The 17,650-nt window shown below is 54.7% G+C and carries 18 protein-coding genes and 1 tRNA gene; 11 read left to right on the top strand and 8 right to left on the bottom strand.

What is annotated here, in order from left to right; all coding sequences use genetic code 11:
- Positions 1 to 121 precede the first annotated feature (121 nt).
- Positions 122 to 850: a hypothetical protein gene (locus FDK21_RS06090; protein WP_138147802.1), complete on the bottom strand. Its 729-nt coding sequence runs from the start codon at positions 848 to 850 to the stop codon at positions 122 to 124.
- A gap of 214 nt (positions 851 to 1,064) precedes the next feature.
- Between FDK21_RS06090 and cobD the strand changes: the two genes are divergently transcribed.
- Both cobD and cbiB read left to right on the top strand, forming a co-directional pair.
- Complete coding sequence (gene cobD / locus FDK21_RS06095; RefSeq protein ID WP_245418381.1) at positions 1,065 to 2,093, top strand: threonine-phosphate decarboxylase CobD; 1,029 nt, start codon at positions 1,065 to 1,067, stop codon at positions 2,091 to 2,093.
- On the top strand, positions 2,090 to 3,091 hold the full coding sequence (cbiB, locus tag FDK21_RS06100) for an adenosylcobinamide-phosphate synthase CbiB (protein ID WP_246657494.1): 1,002 nt from the start codon (positions 2,090 to 2,092) through the stop codon (positions 3,089 to 3,091). Before cobD ends, cbiB begins: the two co-directional genes overlap by 4 nt.
- A gap of 71 nt (positions 3,092 to 3,162) precedes the next feature.
- On the opposite strand, the gene FDK21_RS06105 is transcribed toward cbiB, so the two are convergent.
- Genes FDK21_RS06105 through FDK21_RS06115 form a run of 3 tightly spaced genes read right to left on the bottom strand, consistent with a single transcriptional unit; the run spans position 3,163 to position 5,517 of the window.
- Positions 3,163 to 4,632 carry a cobyric acid synthase gene (locus FDK21_RS06105; protein ID WP_138147803.1) on the bottom strand — a complete coding sequence of 490 codons (1,470 nt, stop codon included), beginning with the start codon at positions 4,630 to 4,632 and terminating at the stop codon, positions 3,163 to 3,165.
- 50 nt (positions 4,633 to 4,682) lie between these two features.
- Positions 4,683 to 5,237: a bifunctional adenosylcobinamide kinase/adenosylcobinamide-phosphate guanylyltransferase gene (cobU, locus tag FDK21_RS06110; RefSeq protein ID WP_138147804.1), complete on the bottom strand. Its 555-nt coding sequence runs from the start codon at positions 5,235 to 5,237 to the stop codon at positions 4,683 to 4,685.
- 16 nt (positions 5,238 to 5,253) lie between these two features.
- Positions 5,254 to 5,517, bottom strand: a complete 264-nt coding sequence (locus tag FDK21_RS06115) for a hypothetical protein (RefSeq protein ID WP_138147805.1) — start codon at positions 5,515 to 5,517, stop codon at positions 5,254 to 5,256.
- A gap of 277 nt (positions 5,518 to 5,794) precedes the next feature.
- Here FDK21_RS06115 and FDK21_RS06120 point away from each other — a divergent pair.
- Positions 5,795 to 5,870 (top strand) — tRNA-Asn (locus FDK21_RS06120).
- Positions 5,871 to 6,023: 153 nt separating this feature from the next.
- Here the strand turns inward: FDK21_RS06120 and FDK21_RS06125 are convergent.
- Complete coding sequence (locus tag FDK21_RS06125) at positions 6,024 to 7,013, bottom strand: aldo/keto reductase (RefSeq protein WP_114011173.1); 990 nt, start codon at positions 7,011 to 7,013, stop codon at positions 6,024 to 6,026.
- A gap of 90 nt (positions 7,014 to 7,103) precedes the next feature.
- On the opposite strand from FDK21_RS06125, the gene FDK21_RS06130 reads away from it, so the two are divergent.
- Complete coding sequence (locus FDK21_RS06130; protein WP_138147806.1) at positions 7,104 to 8,015, top strand: LysR family transcriptional regulator; 912 nt, start codon at positions 7,104 to 7,106, stop codon at positions 8,013 to 8,015.
- 16 nt (positions 8,016 to 8,031) lie between these two features.
- Here FDK21_RS06130 and FDK21_RS06135 read toward each other — a convergent pair whose 3' ends face one another.
- Positions 8,032 to 8,499, bottom strand: a complete 468-nt coding sequence (locus FDK21_RS06135) for an Lrp/AsnC family transcriptional regulator (protein WP_138147807.1) — start codon at positions 8,497 to 8,499, stop codon at positions 8,032 to 8,034.
- 139 nt (positions 8,500 to 8,638) lie between these two features.
- Between FDK21_RS06135 and FDK21_RS06140 the strand changes: the two genes are divergently transcribed.
- The 6 genes from FDK21_RS06140 to FDK21_RS06165 all read left to right on the top strand — a co-directional run bounded on the left by FDK21_RS06140 (position 8,639) and on the right by FDK21_RS06165 (position 15,408).
- Complete coding sequence (locus FDK21_RS06140; RefSeq protein ID WP_138147808.1) at positions 8,639 to 9,679, top strand: zinc-dependent alcohol dehydrogenase family protein; 1,041 nt, start codon at positions 8,639 to 8,641, stop codon at positions 9,677 to 9,679.
- Between the two features lie 335 nt (positions 9,680 to 10,014).
- A complete protein-coding gene (locus FDK21_RS06145) occupies positions 10,015 to 11,103 on the top strand; it encodes a helix-turn-helix domain-containing protein (RefSeq protein WP_138147809.1) in 1,089 nt (362 codons plus the stop codon).
- 105 nt (positions 11,104 to 11,208) lie between these two features.
- The gene (locus FDK21_RS06150; RefSeq protein ID WP_138147810.1) at positions 11,209 to 12,351 is read left to right on the top strand and encodes an efflux RND transporter periplasmic adaptor subunit; all 1,143 of its coding nucleotides are present in this window, start codon (positions 11,209 to 11,211) and stop codon (positions 12,349 to 12,351) included.
- A complete protein-coding gene (locus tag FDK21_RS06155; protein WP_138147811.1) occupies positions 12,348 to 13,058 on the top strand; it encodes an ABC transporter ATP-binding protein in 711 nt (236 codons plus the stop codon). Before FDK21_RS06150 ends, FDK21_RS06155 begins: the two co-directional genes overlap by 4 nt.
- Entirely contained in the window at positions 13,055 to 14,191 is a 1,137-nt protein-coding gene (locus FDK21_RS06160; protein WP_138147812.1) for an ABC transporter permease, read from the top strand. The genes FDK21_RS06155 and FDK21_RS06160 overlap by 4 nt, the downstream gene beginning before the upstream one ends.
- A gap of 5 nt (positions 14,192 to 14,196) precedes the next feature.
- Positions 14,197 to 15,408 (top strand): ABC transporter permease, encoded by a 1,212-nt coding sequence (locus FDK21_RS06165; RefSeq protein WP_138147813.1) that lies wholly within the window; start codon positions 14,197 to 14,199, stop codon positions 15,406 to 15,408.
- Between the two features lie 334 nt (positions 15,409 to 15,742).
- Here FDK21_RS06165 and FDK21_RS06170 read toward each other — a convergent pair whose 3' ends face one another.
- Positions 15,743 to 16,537 carry an AraC family transcriptional regulator gene (locus FDK21_RS06170; RefSeq protein WP_246657495.1) on the bottom strand — a complete coding sequence of 265 codons (795 nt, stop codon included), beginning with the start codon at positions 16,535 to 16,537 and terminating at the stop codon, positions 15,743 to 15,745.
- A gap of 141 nt (positions 16,538 to 16,678) precedes the next feature.
- On the opposite strand from FDK21_RS06170, the gene FDK21_RS06175 reads away from it, so the two are divergent.
- Positions 16,679 to 17,035 (top strand): cupin domain-containing protein, encoded by a 357-nt coding sequence (locus FDK21_RS06175; protein ID WP_114011182.1) that lies wholly within the window; start codon positions 16,679 to 16,681, stop codon positions 17,033 to 17,035.
- Between the two features lie 98 nt (positions 17,036 to 17,133).
- On the opposite strand, the gene FDK21_RS06180 is transcribed toward FDK21_RS06175, so the two are convergent.
- A complete protein-coding gene (locus FDK21_RS06180; RefSeq protein WP_138147815.1) occupies positions 17,134 to 17,448 on the bottom strand; it encodes a DUF1272 domain-containing protein in 315 nt (104 codons plus the stop codon).
- Between the last annotated feature and the right edge of the window lie 202 nt (positions 17,449 to 17,650).

Genomic DNA, 17,650 nt, shown 5'->3' on the forward strand with positions numbered 1-17,650 from the left:
TCTCACATTTTTCTTACATACTTTTAAAAAATATGTAACTTCTGCGAAAGGCGGCTAGTTGAATTACTGGGAAGGACTTGAATAGTGGTTTTTACTTATAGGTAAATAGTCAGCTAGAGGCTTACGTTTGACCGGCTCGCCCCATGGCGCTGACAAGTTTTTCCCATTTCAGATCTTCAAGAGTAATCAGATCAACATGCAAAGCCTTGGCCTTGCCGAACAGAGCTTCATATTTTGGACGCTTGTTGTATTCGTCATACAAATCGGTCGAGAGGATAAGACCGACAAAGGCATTCGGGGTGCCGAAATGGTCGGCCAAATTGTCGGCCTCATGTAACGCTTCCATCAGTTTCTTGCGGCTGCGGTCGTTTTTGCGCCGATAGGTGGCGCCATAAGCCTTGCAGGAATAGAAGGCGAGGCGATCGCCAAAGCGTGCAAGTATGTCGATTTCATTCTCGCCCCAATAACCATCGCTTTGCCATGATATCTGCTGGCTATAGAGCGCTTCATCTGCACCGGCCTCAAGGGCTGCCAGACAGGCGATTTCTTCCAACCAGCCACCGGTAATATAACGGCGGCTTTCCGCGCTTGCCGCCCGATAACAGCCATTTGACAATGGATCGGCGAGGCCGGATTCCACAAGTGCATCGAGAATGCACAACTCGACCTCATCCAACCGTTCGCGTATCACGCTTCCCTTGAAAAGCTGTTTGCGGATCCGCTCGAAGGCCCGATATTGGCCCGCAATGGCTAGTGATGCGTCCTTGTGACGCCTTGCTGTCTGTAGGTCGCCTGTGCGGTTCTCGTCTATCCAGGCATTCTTGCGGGCGATGAGGTCTTTAATTGTCATGCTGATTTCCATCTTGTGGTGCAGTCTTGTAAATTGCGCGGTGGAAACAATCAACTCGGACCTGCTCTTTTGGAATAGTGTTGGCCGGAAAAGACAGGATTTGGGCGTTTTTCCGATTGCGGACTAACCAAACGGACGTCGCGTATAGTTTGCATCCCTTAGATAAAAAGTCTATGTGCTAAGCGTGCTTCTCCTCGAACATGGAAGTGTTGATATGGTTGCCAGTGACGACAATATTATGATGCATGGCGGAGACTTGTCCGCTGCCATGGCCAAGTATGGTGGGACCCGTGAAGAGTGGCTGGATATGTCCAGCGGCATCAACCAGATCACCTATCCATTTGATGGCCCACAGGCGATTGCCGATATCGGTGCCCTGCCCAATCAGAGTGATCTGGTTGAGTGCCTTGCCGCCGCGCGAGCCGCCTATAAGGTGCCCGATGAAATCTCGGTCGTTGCGTCCCCCGGCACGCAATCTTTGATTCAGGCGATGCCGGTTCTGCTTGGCACCAACCAGAGTTGTCTCATTCTTGGGCCAACCTACAGTGAGCATCAGCGCGCCATGGCGCGCGCAGGCGTTGATGTCGCCATGGTTGAAGAAATGCCAAAGGAATTCTTCCCGGGCGATTGTCTTTTGGTGGTCAACCCGAACAACCCGGATGGACGCAAGTTGCCGCCGGATGCGCTGGTTGAAATTGCCGAGAAGTTGCGCAAGCAACGAGGTTTGTTGATCGTTGATGAGGCTTTTGCCGATCTGACTCCGGAAAATAGTGTTGTTGATCGCTTGTCCGATATGCCCAATGTCGTGGTGCTGCGATCATTCGGCAAGTTTTTCGGTCTTGGCGGTTTGCGCCTCGGTTTTCTGGTGGGACATGAAACGCATATTAGCAAGATCCGTGACATGCTCGGCCCATGGGCCGTCTCAACCCCTGCCCTGCGCATCGGTCGGCAAGCCTTGCGCGATGTGAAATGGCAGGATGAGCAACGCCGCAATCTGATCGACTTCTCGGAGAAGCTTGATGCGATTCTGAAGAAACGCGGATACTATGTCGCCGGAGGTACGCCGTTGTTCCGGCTGGTTCTCAAAGAGAATGCACGCGATCTGCATGAAAAACTGGCCGAGCAAAAAATCTGGACCCGCGTCTTCGATTACAATCCGGACTATATCCGCTTTGGTGTTCCGACGGATCAGGCGATGCTGGATCGTCTCGACGCAGCATTGGACGTGGCGAGCATCCGGTGATTGCGTTCGGGCCTGAAATCCTCCTTGTTCTTCTCGTTGCCCTTGCGATTGATGCCCTGCTGGGTGAACCGAACTGGGTGTGGGCGCGGTTCCCTCACCCGGTTGTCTGGTTTGGCAAGGCAATCGGCCTGTGCGATCGACTGTTCAATCACCCATCCGAACAAAGCCCCTTTGTCGGGCGTCTCACAGGATTGATGGTGATCATCGTCCTGTTCGCGGGTGGTACAGCGTTGGCGTGGCTTCTACAAGAAAGCCTCCTATCGCTCGGAATTTTCGGAGGTGTCGTGCTGGCTCTGGTCAGCTCTGTGCTCATCGCTCAAAAGAGCCTGTATGATCATGTTCTTGCGGTGCAGAAACCGCTTGAGGATGGTGACATCATCGCCGCGCGGCAGGCAGTGTCGATGATCGTTGGGCGCGAGACGAAGTTCCTCGAAAAAGACGGGGTTGCCCGTGCAGCCATTGAGAGCTTGGCGGAGAATTTCTCCGATGGCATTGTCGCACCTGTCTTCTGGTTCGCTCTGTTCGGATTTCCCGGGTTGGTGGCCTACAAAATCGTCAACACAGCCGACAGCATGATTGGCCACAAGAATGACCGTTATCTTTGGTTCGGATGGGCATCGGCGCGATTGGATGATCTGCTTAATCTGATGCCTGCGCGGTTGACCATGTTGTTGCTGCTCTTATCGCCCTTTCATCCGGTTGGCGGGCGGGCGGCGATGGGCGTTGGTGCTGTCTGGGCGGCGATCAAGCGGGACGCACCGAAGCATCGCTCACCGAATGCCGGCTGGCCGGAATCGGCGACCGCAGGGCGGTTGGATATTGCCCTGTCGGGCCCGCGTTATTATGGCAGCAAGCTGGTTGACGAGCCATTTGTCAATGATGGCGGCCGGGTGGATATCGGCCCAGTGGAAGTCGGCGATGCCTTGCGGCTCTATCGCTCCAGTCTGATCGTCCAGTTTCTGGCCATTGCAGCGATTGCCGGTTTTTGTCTTCTTTGACAGCCCAATTCGAAGCAAATGCAAACAAAAAGAGCGCCTGATTGGCGCTCTTTTTGTTTTCTCTTGCGGGGCTAGATGCCTCTATTTGCGACATCCAGCAGGCCGTCGACCTTCAGATGCTTGCCAATGTGATCGGCCAAGGCGTCAAGGGTGTCTTCGACCATCGCTTCATAAGAATGGCTGCTTGCCTCATGACCAAGCTGGGTGAGGAAATGTTTGCGGAAGTCATCCTGATTGAACAGGCCGTGGACATAACTGCCCATGATGCGGCCGGAGCGAGAAATGGCGCCCTCTTCCTTGCCTTCAATGCGGAACATCGGGCGAGCGCGGTCGGGGCCGTCACTGCTGCCAATATGGATTTCATAGCCATGCATCGGCAGATCGCTGGCGGCATGGTGACCAGTCACTTGTACGGTGCGCTTTTCTGCAGCCATGTTGGTTTCGATGTCCAGAAGGCCGAGACCTTCACAGACAGCCCCTTTCGGGCCCTCAATGCCTTCAGGGTCGCGGATAACCTTTCCCAGCATCTGATAGCCACCGCACAGGCCCAGTACATAGCCACCACGGCGGGCATGAGCCTTGATGTCGATATCCCATCCCTCGGCCTGCATTGCCTTGAAATCATCGATGGTGGTTTTGGAGCCCGGCAGGATAATCAGGTCCGCATCAACCGGGATGGTCTGGCCCTGACGGATCATTTCCACTGAAATGGCTGGATCTGTGCGTAGGGCATCCAGATCATCGAAATTGGCGATACGGGGCAGCACGGGAACAGCGATTTTCAGCCGACCATCGCGCTTTGCAGCGGCGGCGTCGCGGGAGAGATCCTCGCTGTCTTCAGCAGGCAGGCGTCCTGCCAAATCGAACCATGGCAACACACCGAAATCCGGCCAACCTGTTTCTTTGGTAACGATATCAAGGCCGCTATCAAACAGGGTCGGATCGCCTCTGAATTTGTTGATCACATATCCCTTGATCAGGGCACGATCCTCATCGGTGACGATGCGCTCGGTGCCGACCAGCGAGCCTATGACGCCGCCACGATCAATGTCCCCAATCAGGATGACCGGCAACTGGGCAGCGGCAGCAAAGCCCATATTGGCGATGTCGCCCGCGCGCAAGTTGACTTCCGAAGCGCTGCCCGCACCTTCCACCACCACAATGTCGGCTTGGGATTTGAGGATGTTGTAGGATTCCATCACGGATGTAAGCAATTTCTGCTTGTTGGCCGCGTAATCGCGGGCCATCATCTGACCAATGGATTTGCCCTGTACCACCACCTGAGAGCCGATGTTGCTTTGCGGTTTGAGCAGGACCGGATTCATATGGATGCTTGGCTCCAGTCCACAGGCCAGTGCTTGCATGGCCTGCGCCCGACCAATCTCCCCGCCCTCGTGGGTGACGGCCGCATTGTTCGACATGTTTTGCGGCTTGAAGGGAGCAACCTTCAGACCCTGTTGAGTCAGATAGCGGCAGAATCCGGCCACCAGCATCGATTTGCCGACATTGGAACCGGTTCCTTGAAACATGATCGCGGACATGAGGGGCTTCCTTGTTCTTGCTTTTGTTGGCGCGGGCCGTTGATGTTGGCTCAGAGCGTGATGGCGGGTTGCTGGTTTGGCTTGAGAATGAGTGGGAGGCCGGCGCGCACTTCGATGACGCGGTCGCAATGGGCAGCGAGGGTCTGATTAAGGCGCCCTTGATGATCACGAAAGCCTCTGACTTCCGGGTTGGAAGGAACGATGCCCTGCCCCACTTCGTTCGAGATCAGGATAATCCTGGACTGGCAGGTCTGCATCGCATCGATAAAGGCCTTGAGACGGTCCTCAAGGGACAGATTGTGATAGAGCACATTGTTCAGCCACAGGGTCATGCAATCGATCAGGATGGCGAGATCAGGGCGACTTTCGGCTTTGAGTATCTCGGCCAGAGCCAGCTCTTCTTCGATGACCCGCCAGCGTGGCCCACGTCGATCCTGATGCATCTTGATGCGATCGGCATATTCTGCGTCTCCTTTGATCACAGGCGATGTTGCCACATAGAGCAGATCACAGTCGCTCTCATGGCACAGTGTTTCTGCAAATTGGCTTTTGCCGGACCGCGCCCCGCCAAAAATGAAATTGGTGCGGGCATTGTGTGCATCCATCAAGGGTTTTCCTGATTTATTGGCCGTCGGATTTTTGGGGTTTTTCCCGACGGCGTTTTTCAAATTTCACTTCCCACTTTCTGCGATATTTACGCAGATAAGGCAAATCAACCGAAAGGACCACCAGCCCCAGAGGAATCATCCAGAAACCCAGAATTGGCAGAAATCCGAGGATTCCACCAATGACCAGAGCAACACCAAGGCAGTAGCGGCCAAAAGGAGAACCTGGAATGGGGAAAGTCCAGCGGCCGATTTTGAATTCACGCTTTGGTTTGATCATTCGGTTTGTTAGTCCTTTGCTTGATTCCGTCGGGCATGGCCCGTGGTGGATGTGATCCACACCCTAGAATCGCTCGCTGCTAAGGGGATGATTTATAGATGGGGTTGGTGCTGTGAATATCCAGTTTCTCAAAAACGTGACAATTCCGGGCGCTTTTCCACTCTTCCACAAGAGAAGCGAAAAAGTTGAAAAAAGGGGCTTGGCAACACGGCAAAGCTCGATTAGAAACCACCTCACCAACGTTGAGACGCTTTGAAGCGCTAACGAAAAAGAGTTTTCCCCAGTAGCTCAGTTGGTAGAGCAAGCGACTGTTAATCGCTGGGTCGCTGGTTCGAGTCCGGCCTGGGGAGCCATATTAGGGTCTTCTGATTAAGTTCAGGAGGCCCTTTTTCGTTAAAAATCAGCCATCATCATTAGACGACAAAGACTGTTGTATGAAGAATGCAATGGAAAATGGGTCAGAAACCCGAACAGTGCAAATGATCGGGGAACTTTCCAACCAGGAGCTATGCGTTGACGCCCTTCATGCCTTCTTCGGTATAACGCTCACCGGTCACCGGGATGGTGGATAGTATGGCGTCCAGACTTTGCATATCGGACGGTGTCATACTCACGTTTGCAGCCGCGATGTTCTCGATGAGGTAGCTCAATCGCTTGGTGCCGGGGATGGGAACAATGTCGTCTCCCTGTGCAAGCAACCAAGCGAGGGCGATTTGACCAGGGGTACACCCTTTCTGGTGCGCCATGGTCTGCACGGCCTCGACGATCCGAATGTTCTGTTTCATTGCGCTTTGTTGAAAACGCGGCAAGAAGCTGCGGAAGTCGTCATCTCCGAATTTCCCCGCCGCTTGGAAGCGTCCGGTCAGAAACCCTCGCCCGAGCGGCGAATATGGAACGAAGCCGATACCGAGTTCGCGACAGGCCGGCAGTATCTCTGCCTCGACACCGCGTGACCAGAGCGAATATTCCGTCTGTAAAGCCGTGACGGGATGGACATTGTGGGCGCGACGCAAAGTGGTGGCACTCACCTCGCACAGACCGATCCGGTCGATCTTGCCTTCTTCGACCAGTCGCGACAACTCACCCATAGTATCTTCGATGTTCTGATCCGGGTTTACGCGATGAACATAATATAGGTCGATCTGCTCCACTCCGAGACGTGTCAACGACGCTTCGCAGGCTTGCCGCAGATAGGCGGGGCTCATATCCAAGCTGCGAGCATATTCGCCTGGTTTGCGAACAATGCCGAATTTGGTCGCTATCTTCAGTTGTGAGCGGCTGCCGCTCTGCGATAGAAATCGTCCCAGCAGTTCCTCATTGTGATGGGGGCCGTACATATCGGCGGTGTCGAGAAAGGTGATCCCACGGGACACGGCTTCGTTCAGCACCGCAAGCGAGGTTTCATCATCCCTCGGGCCATAAAACTCGCTCATTCCCATGCATCCCAATCCCAGGGCCGACACTTCAAACCCCTCTGACAGATGTCGTTTTTTCATCTCTTTTCCCTTTCGAATGTTGTGCGCTTGTCGGACATATGCCATTTTCCGGGATTGGATGGTAGGCATTGAAATGGAGATCTGATTTCCATGAATGGAAAACATGACGCTGATGGCACGCTCATCTGGGACGATCTACGCATATTCTTGGCGATCAGTCGTGAAGGCACCTTGAGTGGTGCGGCCAAACGCCTTCGGCTTGGCCTGGCCACAGTGTCACGCCGTATGGAGAGACTGGAAGCGGCTGTAGGACAGCCGCTCTTCTTGCGCCAACAGACCGGGTATCGCCTGACTGAAGATGGTGCCGCGATGATTGAACGCGCCGAAGAGATGGAAGCCGCCGCACGGTCTCTAACCTCCGGGATGGCGGAAAGCCCTGAGGTTTCAGGGCGTGTCCGCTTGGCGACCGCCGAGAATTTTGCCACCGGATTGCTCCTGCCCAACTTACCCGAATTCCGTGCCAAATATCCACGATTGACACTTGATATTGTGACAGATGTCGCCACGGTGAACCTGCACCGCCGGGATGCCGACCTCGCGCTGCGTATGGTCAAGCCAGACCGAGGCCATGTGTCGCTTCAGCGCTTGGGCACGTTGGGCTACGGCCTGTATGCCTCGGATGTCTATCTGGAGCACAGGGGGAGCAATGCGGATGCAGCCGATTTCGATGCAGACGACTTTATCACTTGGGGCGAGGCTCAGGCCCATCTGCCTGCCGCACAATGGGTGGAGAGTCGCCTGCAAGGTCGCGCGCCGGCTTTGAGCACATCAAGTGTTGCAACACAACTGGCGGCCTGCCGCGCCGGGGTGGGGTTTGCAATTCTGCCGCATTTTCTGGCAAGGTCGAACGGACTGATCTGTCTGGACGGTGAGCTTGGCATCGATCAGACAATCTGGCTCGTCACGCAGTCTGATTTGGTGCAGTCACGTCGCATCCAAGCTGTTGCAGAATTCTGTCGGAGTATCATTCGACAGCATCGCGATGCACTTGCAACTGCGTGAGATCCGCTTGACCACATCAGCGCGGAATTGGAAGGCGGCTTGAAGCCTTCATTTCCCTGAGCGAAAGATTGGAGCGAATGGAGGTGACACCCGGGAGTTTGCGCAAGACCCGGTCTACGAATGCGCTGTAGTCATCGAGATCCTTTGCTACAGTGACAAGCAGGAAGTCGTCATCCCCTGTGGTGTTATGGCAGGATAGGATGTTGGGGCAATCTTCGATGATATGCTGGAATTGTTGCGTGGCCTCCTGACTGTGTTCCGAGCATCTCAACTGGACAAAAGCCATCACACCCAGCCCCACTTTTCGGCGATTCAGATTGGCTTGATAGCCCTCGATGATGCCATTTTCTTCCAGCTTTTTCAGGCGGCGCCAACAGGGTGTTTCACTCATTGAGAGACGCTGGGCGAGCTTCGCGTTGGACATCCGCCCGTCACTCTGAAGGAGGTCGAGAATTTCGGCATTCACTTTGTCAATATCTGTCATTGGGGTAGGTGCTTTTCTTTTTTTGTTTGATTTTGGAGGATCCTTGCAAAAATTCTTTGACATCAAAGCAAGAATTGCAAGGCCCTTTCAATGAAACTGAGTAGAATTGGCAAAAGCTTTGCTCTTGAAGGATCCCATCATGAAAGCCGTATTGTTTGAGAAATTCGAAGAAGCCCCCAAGGTCACCACATTGCCTGATCCCAGCCCCGCACCCCATGGAGTGGTGATCAAGGTACAGGCAACCGGGGTCTGCCGTAGTGACTGGCATGGCTGGATGGGGCACGATGCCGTTATTGAGCTTCCGCACGTACCGGGGCATGAGCTCGCCGGAACTATCGAAGCGGTCGGCAAAGACGTACGCAAATGGAGTGTCGGTGATCGGGTAACGGTTCCCTTCATTTGTGGTTGCGGCTCTTGCCCTGAATGCCATGCGGGCCATCAGCAGGTTTGTGATCATCAAGAGCAGCCCGGCTTCACCCATTGGGGATCGTTTGCCGAATATGTCCCTATTCATCAGGCCGATCTCAATGTGGTGGCCCTGCCAGAAGGCATGGAATATGCCACGGCTGCCAGCCTTGGCTGCCGTTTTGCAACCGCGTTCCGCGCGGTGGTTGATCAGGGCCGGACTTCGGCTGGTCAGTGGCTGGCAGTCCATGGATGTGGTGGGGTTGGCCTGTCGGCGGTGATGATTGCCAATGCTGTCGGAGCCAATGTCATAGCCATCGATATTGATAATGAGAAGCTAGCTTTGGCGCGCGAGTTGGGAGCGGTGGCCACCATCAATGGAGCGTCGGTCGCAAATGTGCCTGAAGCGGTGATAGAATTGACCAAAGGCGGAGCGCATGTCTCACTCGATGCTCTTGGCCATCCCGTAACCTGCTTCAATTCCATTCAAAATTTGCGTGCCCGCGGCAAACATATTCAGGTCGGGCTAATGTTGGGCGATCATACGTTGCCACAGATTCCGATGCCGAAGATTATCGGCAAGGAGTTGGAAATCCTCGGGTCGCACGGTATGCAAGCCCATCGTTATGGAGCGATGCTGGATATGATTGCCTCAGGGAAACTGGATCCCACTCGTCTGGTGGGTGACAGGATCTGTCTGGCAGAGGCCCCTCAGGCCCTGATGAACATGAACAAGTTCCAGTCTGTCGGCGCAACTGTCATTACAAGCTTCTAAGAAAAGTTGAGCAGAGGCATTTGCAATCATGGCCACGGTCGACATTGCTCGGTGAGCCGTTACTGCAAATCCGCTTTTGGCTTTCTGTCCCTCGACAAAGTGCCACATATTTTAAGTCCATACTGCAAGGCACTTCAGTGATCGAAACTCCCCTATGACAAGGTGGCAGACAGGATCTGGTTTTATGCTTAGGATGCGAAGTCTTTGGTCTGATGATCAGTTTTTTGAGAATGAAGCAACCTTTGCCATATAAGGCGGTTGTGTCGCTGCCCTGATCATGCAACTCAAGAAGTGAAAATATCCTCGTTACTCGAGCCGAAACGCGTCAGACTTTTATGATTTTTGTCCCGTTGTCCTTTGTTGTCACCTTGCCACTGCTCGTCCTGTTTGTCTTTATGGTCAGGACCAATGATGAGCGGCCTCGAAACTGGCCTTTTTTGCTACTAATCCTGTTGGCGGCGTTTCAATCGATACTGATGGGCTTGCGCTTTGGCTACCATTTGCAATGGGCAGGCTTGGTCACACCACTGTTCGCATCTATTATGCCTGTGTTTGTCTACCGCGGCGCACTGCATTTTACCGGCTCGGTGCAAAAGCAAAGCTTGGGCGCGCTCATGCCGCATGCCCTGTCGCCAGTCATCATGCTGGTTTTGCTTGTGGTTCGCTTACCGCAGTTCATCGACGGGACGATCATTCTGATCTTTATTATCTATGCGCTGCTCATCCTGCACAGAGTGTGGCGCGGCCCTGATGAGCTTCGCCTTGCCTCATTGGAAAGCGCAGGCTCGGCGCATCGTGCGCTTCTATATAGCGCGTTCGTCCTGATTTTTTCAGCCAGTCTGGATACTCTCATCAGCATCAATGCTATCTTCTATGACGCGCAGTGGATGGCGCTGGCCGCCACAATGGGTAGCATCAGTACGCTTTTGTTTCTCTCCATTGCGGTCGCCGTTGCCAGTCGCAGTCGCGCATCCCCAGACTCGCTTCGCGGCTCGGACACCGCTTCGCAGGCGGATGAGAATGCAAGTTTCCAAGACGAGGAAGATGCAAAAACCATGGCCGCCATCGAGATGCTGATGACCGAAAAACAGATCTATCGCGATCTGGATCTCAACCTTGATCGTCTTGCAAGAAAGGCCGTTATTCCTTCGCGACAGATATCAGCAGCGATCAATCGAAGGACAGGCATGAATGTCTCGCAATATGTCAATGATTTCCGTATCGCAGAAGCCTGTGAACGCCTTCTGGCTGACACTGTGCCTGTGACAACCATCATGTTGGACGTCGGATTTCAGACCAAATCCAACTTCAACCGAGAATTCCGCCGCGTGACAGGCATGACGCCCTTGCAGTGGCGCAAGGCCCAGACCGAAGGCTCTCAGACGGACGAAGCATCCCCGTCAATCCGGACTGAAAAGGACTAGATCGCGATTCAGTTCGTATCATTTCATGATTGAGGTCGCACTTCTGCGGTGCGGCGCCGATGTTGGCTGTGTCTAGTTCGCACACCAACCCCGGACCTCGATAGAATGAACATGATCACCGAACAGGAACGCAAAATCGCCCAGACGCTGCGCTCTCTCTCAGACGATGCTCCCGTCGATCATCCGACGAACAGAATGCAGCCCTCGGCGCGGCAGCTCTTCTCCCGCAAAAGGGGGTTTTTGCTAACAGCGGGCGCATTTCTCATCATTGGATCGGTCGTTTTTCTTGAACCCGATCTGCCCGCTGCTTTTCACGAAATACTGGGCGCACCTGCTGAGAAACCGCTCACCCAAGCAGCGCCGCGACCCGAGCCAGACTCCATGCTGGAGGGCAAGGTCAAAAGCCTCCAGCCAGCGATTCGAGTGGCAGTCCCTGCACAAGTGACGGGTTCGGGCTATGTGGTTGCGCCCGACAAAGTGACCCTTTTTGCCCAATATGCGGGCCGAATTACAGAAGTCTCGGTCAAGCCGGGTGATAAAGTCACGTCTGGCCAAGCGCTTGTCACCCTTGATGATCTCGAACTCCGCCTCGCTGTGCAGCAAGCCATCGCGTCAAGAAAGGCAGCCGTGCTTGCCCTTGAAGCGGCACGCATCGCGTCTTCTGACAAGGACGCCACCTTCAAACGCTATATAGGGCTCAACAAACGCGGCATTGTCTCGGATACCGAGCTTCAAAAGGCAAAAGTTGCGGCCCTCAAAGCGACGAACATGGTGGAACAGGCCCGTGTCGCCGCTGACAAGAGCGCACTCGACTTGCGTGACGCCGAAGCAAAGCGCGCCGACCTCATCATTCGCTCACCGATCTCAGGCACAGTGCTACAAGTCGCTGCGCATAAGGGCGATAGGGTGCCGGATTTTGCCGACGCCATTCGTTCCAATGGACTTGTCGCGATCGCCCGGTTTGACCAGTTGGTGATCGATACCGATGTGGCAGAAAAGGCGTTGGGCGGCCTCACCTCCGGACTGGAGGGCGAAGCCACGCTTGACGCCTTTGCCAACCAGCCATTTGCCGTCGCAATCCAGCGCATAGCACCGGAGGTTAATAGTGCCAAGGGCACCGTCAGCCTTCGGCTAGTGCCGAAAAACCCGCCCGTTGGCATCCGCCCAGGCATGGCGGCGCGCATTCGCATCATCCTGACCAAACCGGACCCATCCTCCAATCAGCAACAAGGAACCCAACAGCCATGACTGGACATAACAGCTCAGACCCTTTTATTGCCCTTCGCAAGATTACCAAAGGCTACCGGACGGGCAAGGAACGCCTGACCATTTTCGACAAGATGGACCTGACCATTGAACGCGGTGAATTTGTCGCCGTGATGGGGCCATCCGGCTCGGGCAAGTCGACGCTTCTCAATCTACTTGCCGGGATCGACCGTCCCGATGAGGGCCAGATCCACGTCAATGGACAGCGGCTTGACCATATGGGGGAAGCGGCTCGCTCCGGCTGGCGGGCGCATCAACTCGGCATCGTCTTCCAGTTCTATAATCTGCTGCCGATGCTCAATGCGGCGGAGAATGTTGAGTTGCCGTTACTTTTGAAACCGTTGTCGGCGCGCGCACGACGTGACCGGGTGGAAAAAGTGCTTGATCTCGTCGGCCTTAGCGGTCGGGGCAGGCAAAACCCTGCCTCCATGTCGGGAGGTCAACAGCAGCGTGTCGGCATCGCTCGCGCCATCGTTAGTGATCCCGCCTTGCTGCTATGCGATGAACCGACCGGGGATCTCGATCGCAAATCAGCCGACGAGGTGCTGGCGATGCTCGGGTTCCTGAACCGTGAGCTGGGCAAAACCATCATCATGGTCACCCATGATGGGGAGGCAGCAGCCAAGGCTGGCCGGACGCTTCATCTCGACAAGGGTGTCTTTGTCGACCAGATGGAGATGGCGTCATGACCTTTTTCAAACTTGCACGCAAAAGTGCCCTGCGCAAACCCGTGCGCAGCCTGTTGCTTATGCTGTCAGTGGGAATGGCCTTTCTGATCCATGGCGTCACGGCCAGTTTCATCAATGGCACCCAAGGCACAGAGGCAGCCAGTGATACGCTTCTGGGGGTGATGAGTGCAACAGGCGGAGCATTGCCGATGGCCTATTTGCCGCGCATTGAGGCGCTGGATGGTGTGGCTGCGGTCAGCCCCGTCATGCGACTGCGCGGTAGCATCGGAGATGCCCGCAATGTCGTTGCGGTGTCCGCTGGGGATCCGGAGAAGTTGATGGAGGTGAGTGGCAAGGAGCTGGGCCTGACGCCCGCCTTGAGCGGGGCGCTTCAAACCGGGCGAGACAATGTGCTTGTTGGTCGGGCGCTGGCAACCGCGCAAGGCTGGAAGGTTGGTGACCGGCTGACCCTGAAGGCCTTTCGCGTCAAGCATAGCGGTGGTGATCGCGACTGGCACTTTGAGATTGCTGGCATTTTTGACGGTGCCAGTCCCAGCACCGACACCTATTTCATGATTGCCCACTATGACTATATCAATATGGGCCGAGAGCGTGGAGCAAACACGGCATCGACCTTTGCTCTCAAGCCAAACAGCAATGTCACGCCGCAAAAGCTAGCAGCCCAGATTGATACGCTGTTCGCCAATTCTGCCGCTCCGACCCGCACCATGTCTGAAAAGCAGTTTTTGAGCGCCTTTCTCAGCCAGTATGCCGATGTCAAACAAGTTGTGACACTTGTGGTTGGAGCTTCGTTCATTACGCTGTTGATGATTGTCACCAACACCATGACTTTCGCCTTGCGCGAACGTCGTTTCGAGATCGGGGTGCTGAAAGTGCTCGGTCTTCGCTCATGGCATATTCTACTCATGGTTCTTGGCGAGGCTCTGTTTGTCTTTGTTATCGGCGGCCTCTTAGGCCTTGGCCTTGCGAAAGTCGCGAGCCTTGCGGCTCCTGCTGAGCTGGGGCTCGTGCTTGGCGTGTCCACAGCTCTTCAATCAGCAATCTTCATGGTGCTACTCGGTTTGATCGCCGGATTGTTGCCTGCCTTATCAGCCATGCGCACGCCAATTTTGTCTTCTTTTAAAATGAGGTAATATCCATGCAGTTTTTTATCAGACAATGTGTGGCGACGAGCCGTGCGACCCTTCTCAGTTTGCCGCGACGCCTTGCGATTTCCTTCTCGATGGTTGGATCGATCATGCTGGTCGTTTGTGTCCTGTGCGGATTTTTGGCCATGGCACAAGGCTTTGAGCGCACGCTCAAGAGCGCGGGCTCGAGCCAGATTGCTATCATTCTTGGGGGGGGCACCAATAGTGAGGCCAACTCAGAGCTTTCAGCCGATATTGTGCGCAAAATCATGGCGCTGTCTGGCGATATTGGTGCGCAACGCGACAAGGCGGGCAATCCGCTTCTGTCACGAGAAATCATTACGCCAGTGCAATATCGCGCAGACGGAGCAATGATAGCAGGCGACATGCTGGCCCTGCGCGGTATGGACCCATCCGGCCCATCCCTTCGCGATGGCATCAGCCTTTCAGCCGGACGCCTATTCACCCCCGGTAGTCGCGAAATCATGGTCGGCGATCAATTGGCCGCCACTTATCCGGGATTTGCCGTCGGCAACAAGGTGCAGCTGGGGCCGGTGACATGGAGTATTGTCGGGCACATATCTGCCCATGGCAGCGTCTTTGAATCCGAAATCTGGGGCGATCTCGACGCCGTCCGCGCCGCGTTCGACAGGCCCGGTGCGATACAAAGCCTTAGAGTGCGGCTGGCGGCTCAACAGGATCAGGCCTTATCCAAACTGCAGGCAGCACTGTCCGATCTTGCCCCAAGTCCCCTGACCATCGTCACAGAAGCGGCGCTTTATGCCGATCAGGCAGCGGGGACAGCCCGATTGATCCGTTTGTTTGGCTGGCCTGTGGCATTGCTGATGGCCATCGGTGCCTCGGCAGGTGCACTCAATACCATGATGAGTTCGCTGGCAGACCGGACAATTGAAATCGCCACGTTTCGTGCGCTCGGTTTCAACCGCATCTCTGCCTTTCTTGCCACATGGCTTGAAGCCGTGCTGCTGGCGATCCTCGGCGTCGCGTTGGGTCTCGGGGCCTCTTGGCTGGTTTTCAACGGTTGGCAAGCCAGCACCCTTGGGGCCAACCATGCCCGCATGGCATTTCAGTTGGTGGTCAGTGATGAGGTGATCGTCAAGGCGGGGGCGGTCGGCCTTTTGATCGGAGCCATTGGTGGTGCCCTGCCCGCGATTTCAGCCGCACGTTTGCCAATCACCAAAGCGCTCAGGGCAAGAGGATAAGTCTCTTCTGATGAACGATCAGGGAAAGTGCATCTTGATCCTAACCGATCAGGACGCACTTTTTCTACCGAGATTTTGTAACCCCTCGCAGCAGGTGGACATTTTGAGAGGACCCAGAGTCGATTGGCGCAGAGCGTCAAAGAGCCATTTGGTGTAAGAATAGACGAGAAAACTGAGCTGGAGCTTTGCAATTGTTTGATGCGCCGGGGATCAATGATCAGGCATGGACCGCGACAAGACGTAAAGCGGCCATGCCTTTGCCGCACGCAGACAAACTTATCTGAACCGTTTGGACCTACAGAATGATTTGATGACGAGAGGTTGTTTGACAATCTCAAACGCGTTGAACCAGACGTTGCCAATATCCGGGTGACATTCCAAAACCCGATTTGAACTGTCGCGTCATGTGCGGCTGATCGCTGAAACCGGCTCTTAAAGCGGCGTCAGCCAGACTTGCGCCCGCTGCGATATCGCCTCTCACTTGATCCAAACGACGCATCGTCAGATATCGATACGGGCTGGTTCCGAATGCTTTGCGGAACTGGCGAGACAGAGCATACCGGTCTAAGTCCGTGATTTTCTCCAGTTGGTTGGAGTGGACGACCTGATCGAGATTGCTGTCAAGAAAGTCCTTTGCGCGTTTTACCGCACCGAAATCGATCAGAGTGCTATTTGCTCGCTGCGCGGATTTGTCATTCGCCAGCAACCCGTCAGCCAGCAACACGACCAGCTCATCCATCGCGACCGTTTCGAGTGTCGTGTCCATATCGGTGAATGCCGCATGAAGCGCGAGCATTAAGCGGCGATCCGTAAGGACTGCTTCACGCAAAAAGGGAAGTGCACTGGTCCTCGTCCCCAAAGCCGAGCGCAACAGCGACGGCTCGACATACAGCATTCGGTAGTGGAACCCGGATTCGGATCCTGCCTCGCCTGTATGAATTTCGTCCGGGTGGAGGACGATCACCTGCCCTGCGAGACTATCAGCACGCACGCCACGATAATCGAAGCTCTGGACGCCCTTGATCGTGTAACCGATCGAGTAGGTGTCGTGACGATGCGGGGCGTAGGCTTCACCTGAGAAATAGGCCTCGATCCGCTGGATGCCAGTCTGCCAGGGAGCGGCAACCACCCAATCGCTCGTGCACGATCGTTCAAGACCCGGTGTGAGGTCATGTGATCTTCTTTCTCTGGTTTGTCGTTCGTGTTGGATCGTAATTCTCCTAAGGACGTCACAAACATACATATAACAACAACTGGAAGGAAATCATCAATGCAGTCAGTCAATTTGGCGGAAAAGCTGTCGCAATTTTCAACGCACTGGGACCCGCATGTCGTTGCCGATTATAACGATAATGAGATTATGGTTGTTAAAATCCTCGGTGAGTATGAATTTCACAAACACGACACGACTGATGACTTTTTCTTCGTTCTGGAAGGTGAGTTACAGATGGATATTGAAGGGGAGCCATCACGTACCATCAAAGCGGGAGAATTGTTTGTTGTCCCCAAAGGGGTGGTGCATCGACCGCGGGCCGCCAGCGAGGTCAAACTGCTGCTGATCGAGCCGAAAGGTGAGCCAAATTCGGGCGACTCGAACCGCAAGGCTGCGCCAAAGACCCGTATTTAGTGAATAATCGCGGCGGGTGGGCTGTCGATTTTGCCCGCCGCAGCGTCTTTCAACAGTGTCAAGAACCGGGCATTTCATAAAGTCCCAGCAGGTCGTCTTTAGCGTTCGTGGGGTTTTAAATTCTTGATCCTTGAGACCAGCGTCTCAATTTCTTCTTTTGAGTATTTTGTATGGATTCTGTCACTGCTTGCGGGATCATGGCCAAGGCCAAGTTTCTTCTCGCTTCGCCAGGCCTTGCTGGGGCGGATCGGTCGCGGAGTGAAGCCGCCCCCACAAGTGGGGCAGACATTGTGCAGGATCTTTTCCACGCAATCGGCGCAATAGGTGCATTCGTATGAGCAGATCCGGGCATCATAGCTCTCCGGAGGCAAGTCGCGATCACAGAGTTCACAATTGGGTCGAAGTTCAAGCATGTATGGTCTCCTGTTGCAGACCAGAATAATGATAGCAACTCTGAGCGCTTGGCATAAGTCCCAAATTGATCACGCGCTCCCAACAAGTTGTTCAATCGTAGCTGCATTTCACTCCGCAAGGATCACCGCAGATCTAGTCATAGCAATGCCGCCAATCAGGTGTCACACTGATGGCGGCATAGGCTTTGTCTGGTTTCCCTTT

Origin of the sequence: Cohaesibacter sp. CAU 1516, from assembly GCF_005771485.1 — a bacterium.
GTDB lineage: Bacteria > Pseudomonadota > Alphaproteobacteria > Rhizobiales > Cohaesibacteraceae > Cohaesibacter > Cohaesibacter intestini.

Excerpts from the sequence above, each read along its gene's own strand:
- FDK21_RS06090 (WP_138147802.1), bottom strand. The coding sequence starts at position 850 with ATGACAATTAAAGACCTCATCGCCCGCAAGAATGCCTGGATAGACGAG.
- cobD (WP_245418381.1), top strand. The coding sequence starts at position 1,065 with ATGGTTGCCAGTGACGACAATATTATGATGCATGGCGGAGACTTGTCC.
- FDK21_RS06105 (WP_138147803.1), bottom strand. The coding sequence starts at position 4,632 with ATGTCCGCGATCATGTTTCAAGGAACCGGTTCCAATGTCGGCAAATCG.
- cobU (WP_138147804.1), bottom strand. The coding sequence starts at position 5,237 with ATGGATGCACACAATGCCCGCACCAATTTCATTTTTGGCGGGGCGCGG.
- FDK21_RS06115 (WP_138147805.1), bottom strand. The coding sequence starts at position 5,517 with ATGATCAAACCAAAGCGTGAATTCAAAATCGGCCGCTGGACTTTCCCC.
- FDK21_RS06125 (WP_114011173.1), bottom strand. The coding sequence starts at position 7,013 with ATGAAAAAACGACATCTGTCAGAGGGGTTTGAAGTGTCGGCCCTGGGA.
- FDK21_RS06130 (WP_138147806.1), top strand. The coding sequence starts at position 7,104 with ATGAATGGAAAACATGACGCTGATGGCACGCTCATCTGGGACGATCTA.
- FDK21_RS06135 (WP_138147807.1), bottom strand. The coding sequence starts at position 8,499 with ATGACAGATATTGACAAAGTGAATGCCGAAATTCTCGACCTCCTTCAG.
- FDK21_RS06140 (WP_138147808.1), top strand. The coding sequence starts at position 8,639 with ATGAAAGCCGTATTGTTTGAGAAATTCGAAGAAGCCCCCAAGGTCACC.
- FDK21_RS06145 (WP_138147809.1), top strand. The coding sequence starts at position 10,015 with ATGATTTTTGTCCCGTTGTCCTTTGTTGTCACCTTGCCACTGCTCGTC.
- FDK21_RS06150 (WP_138147810.1), top strand. The coding sequence starts at position 11,209 with ATGAACATGATCACCGAACAGGAACGCAAAATCGCCCAGACGCTGCGC.
- FDK21_RS06155 (WP_138147811.1), top strand. The coding sequence starts at position 12,348 with ATGACTGGACATAACAGCTCAGACCCTTTTATTGCCCTTCGCAAGATT.
- FDK21_RS06160 (WP_138147812.1), top strand. The coding sequence starts at position 13,055 with ATGACCTTTTTCAAACTTGCACGCAAAAGTGCCCTGCGCAAACCCGTG.
- FDK21_RS06165 (WP_138147813.1), top strand. The coding sequence starts at position 14,197 with ATGCAGTTTTTTATCAGACAATGTGTGGCGACGAGCCGTGCGACCCTT.
- FDK21_RS06175 (WP_114011182.1), top strand. The coding sequence starts at position 16,679 with ATGCAGTCAGTCAATTTGGCGGAAAAGCTGTCGCAATTTTCAACGCAC.
- FDK21_RS06180 (WP_138147815.1), bottom strand. The coding sequence starts at position 17,448 with ATGCTTGAACTTCGACCCAATTGTGAACTCTGTGATCGCGACTTGCCT.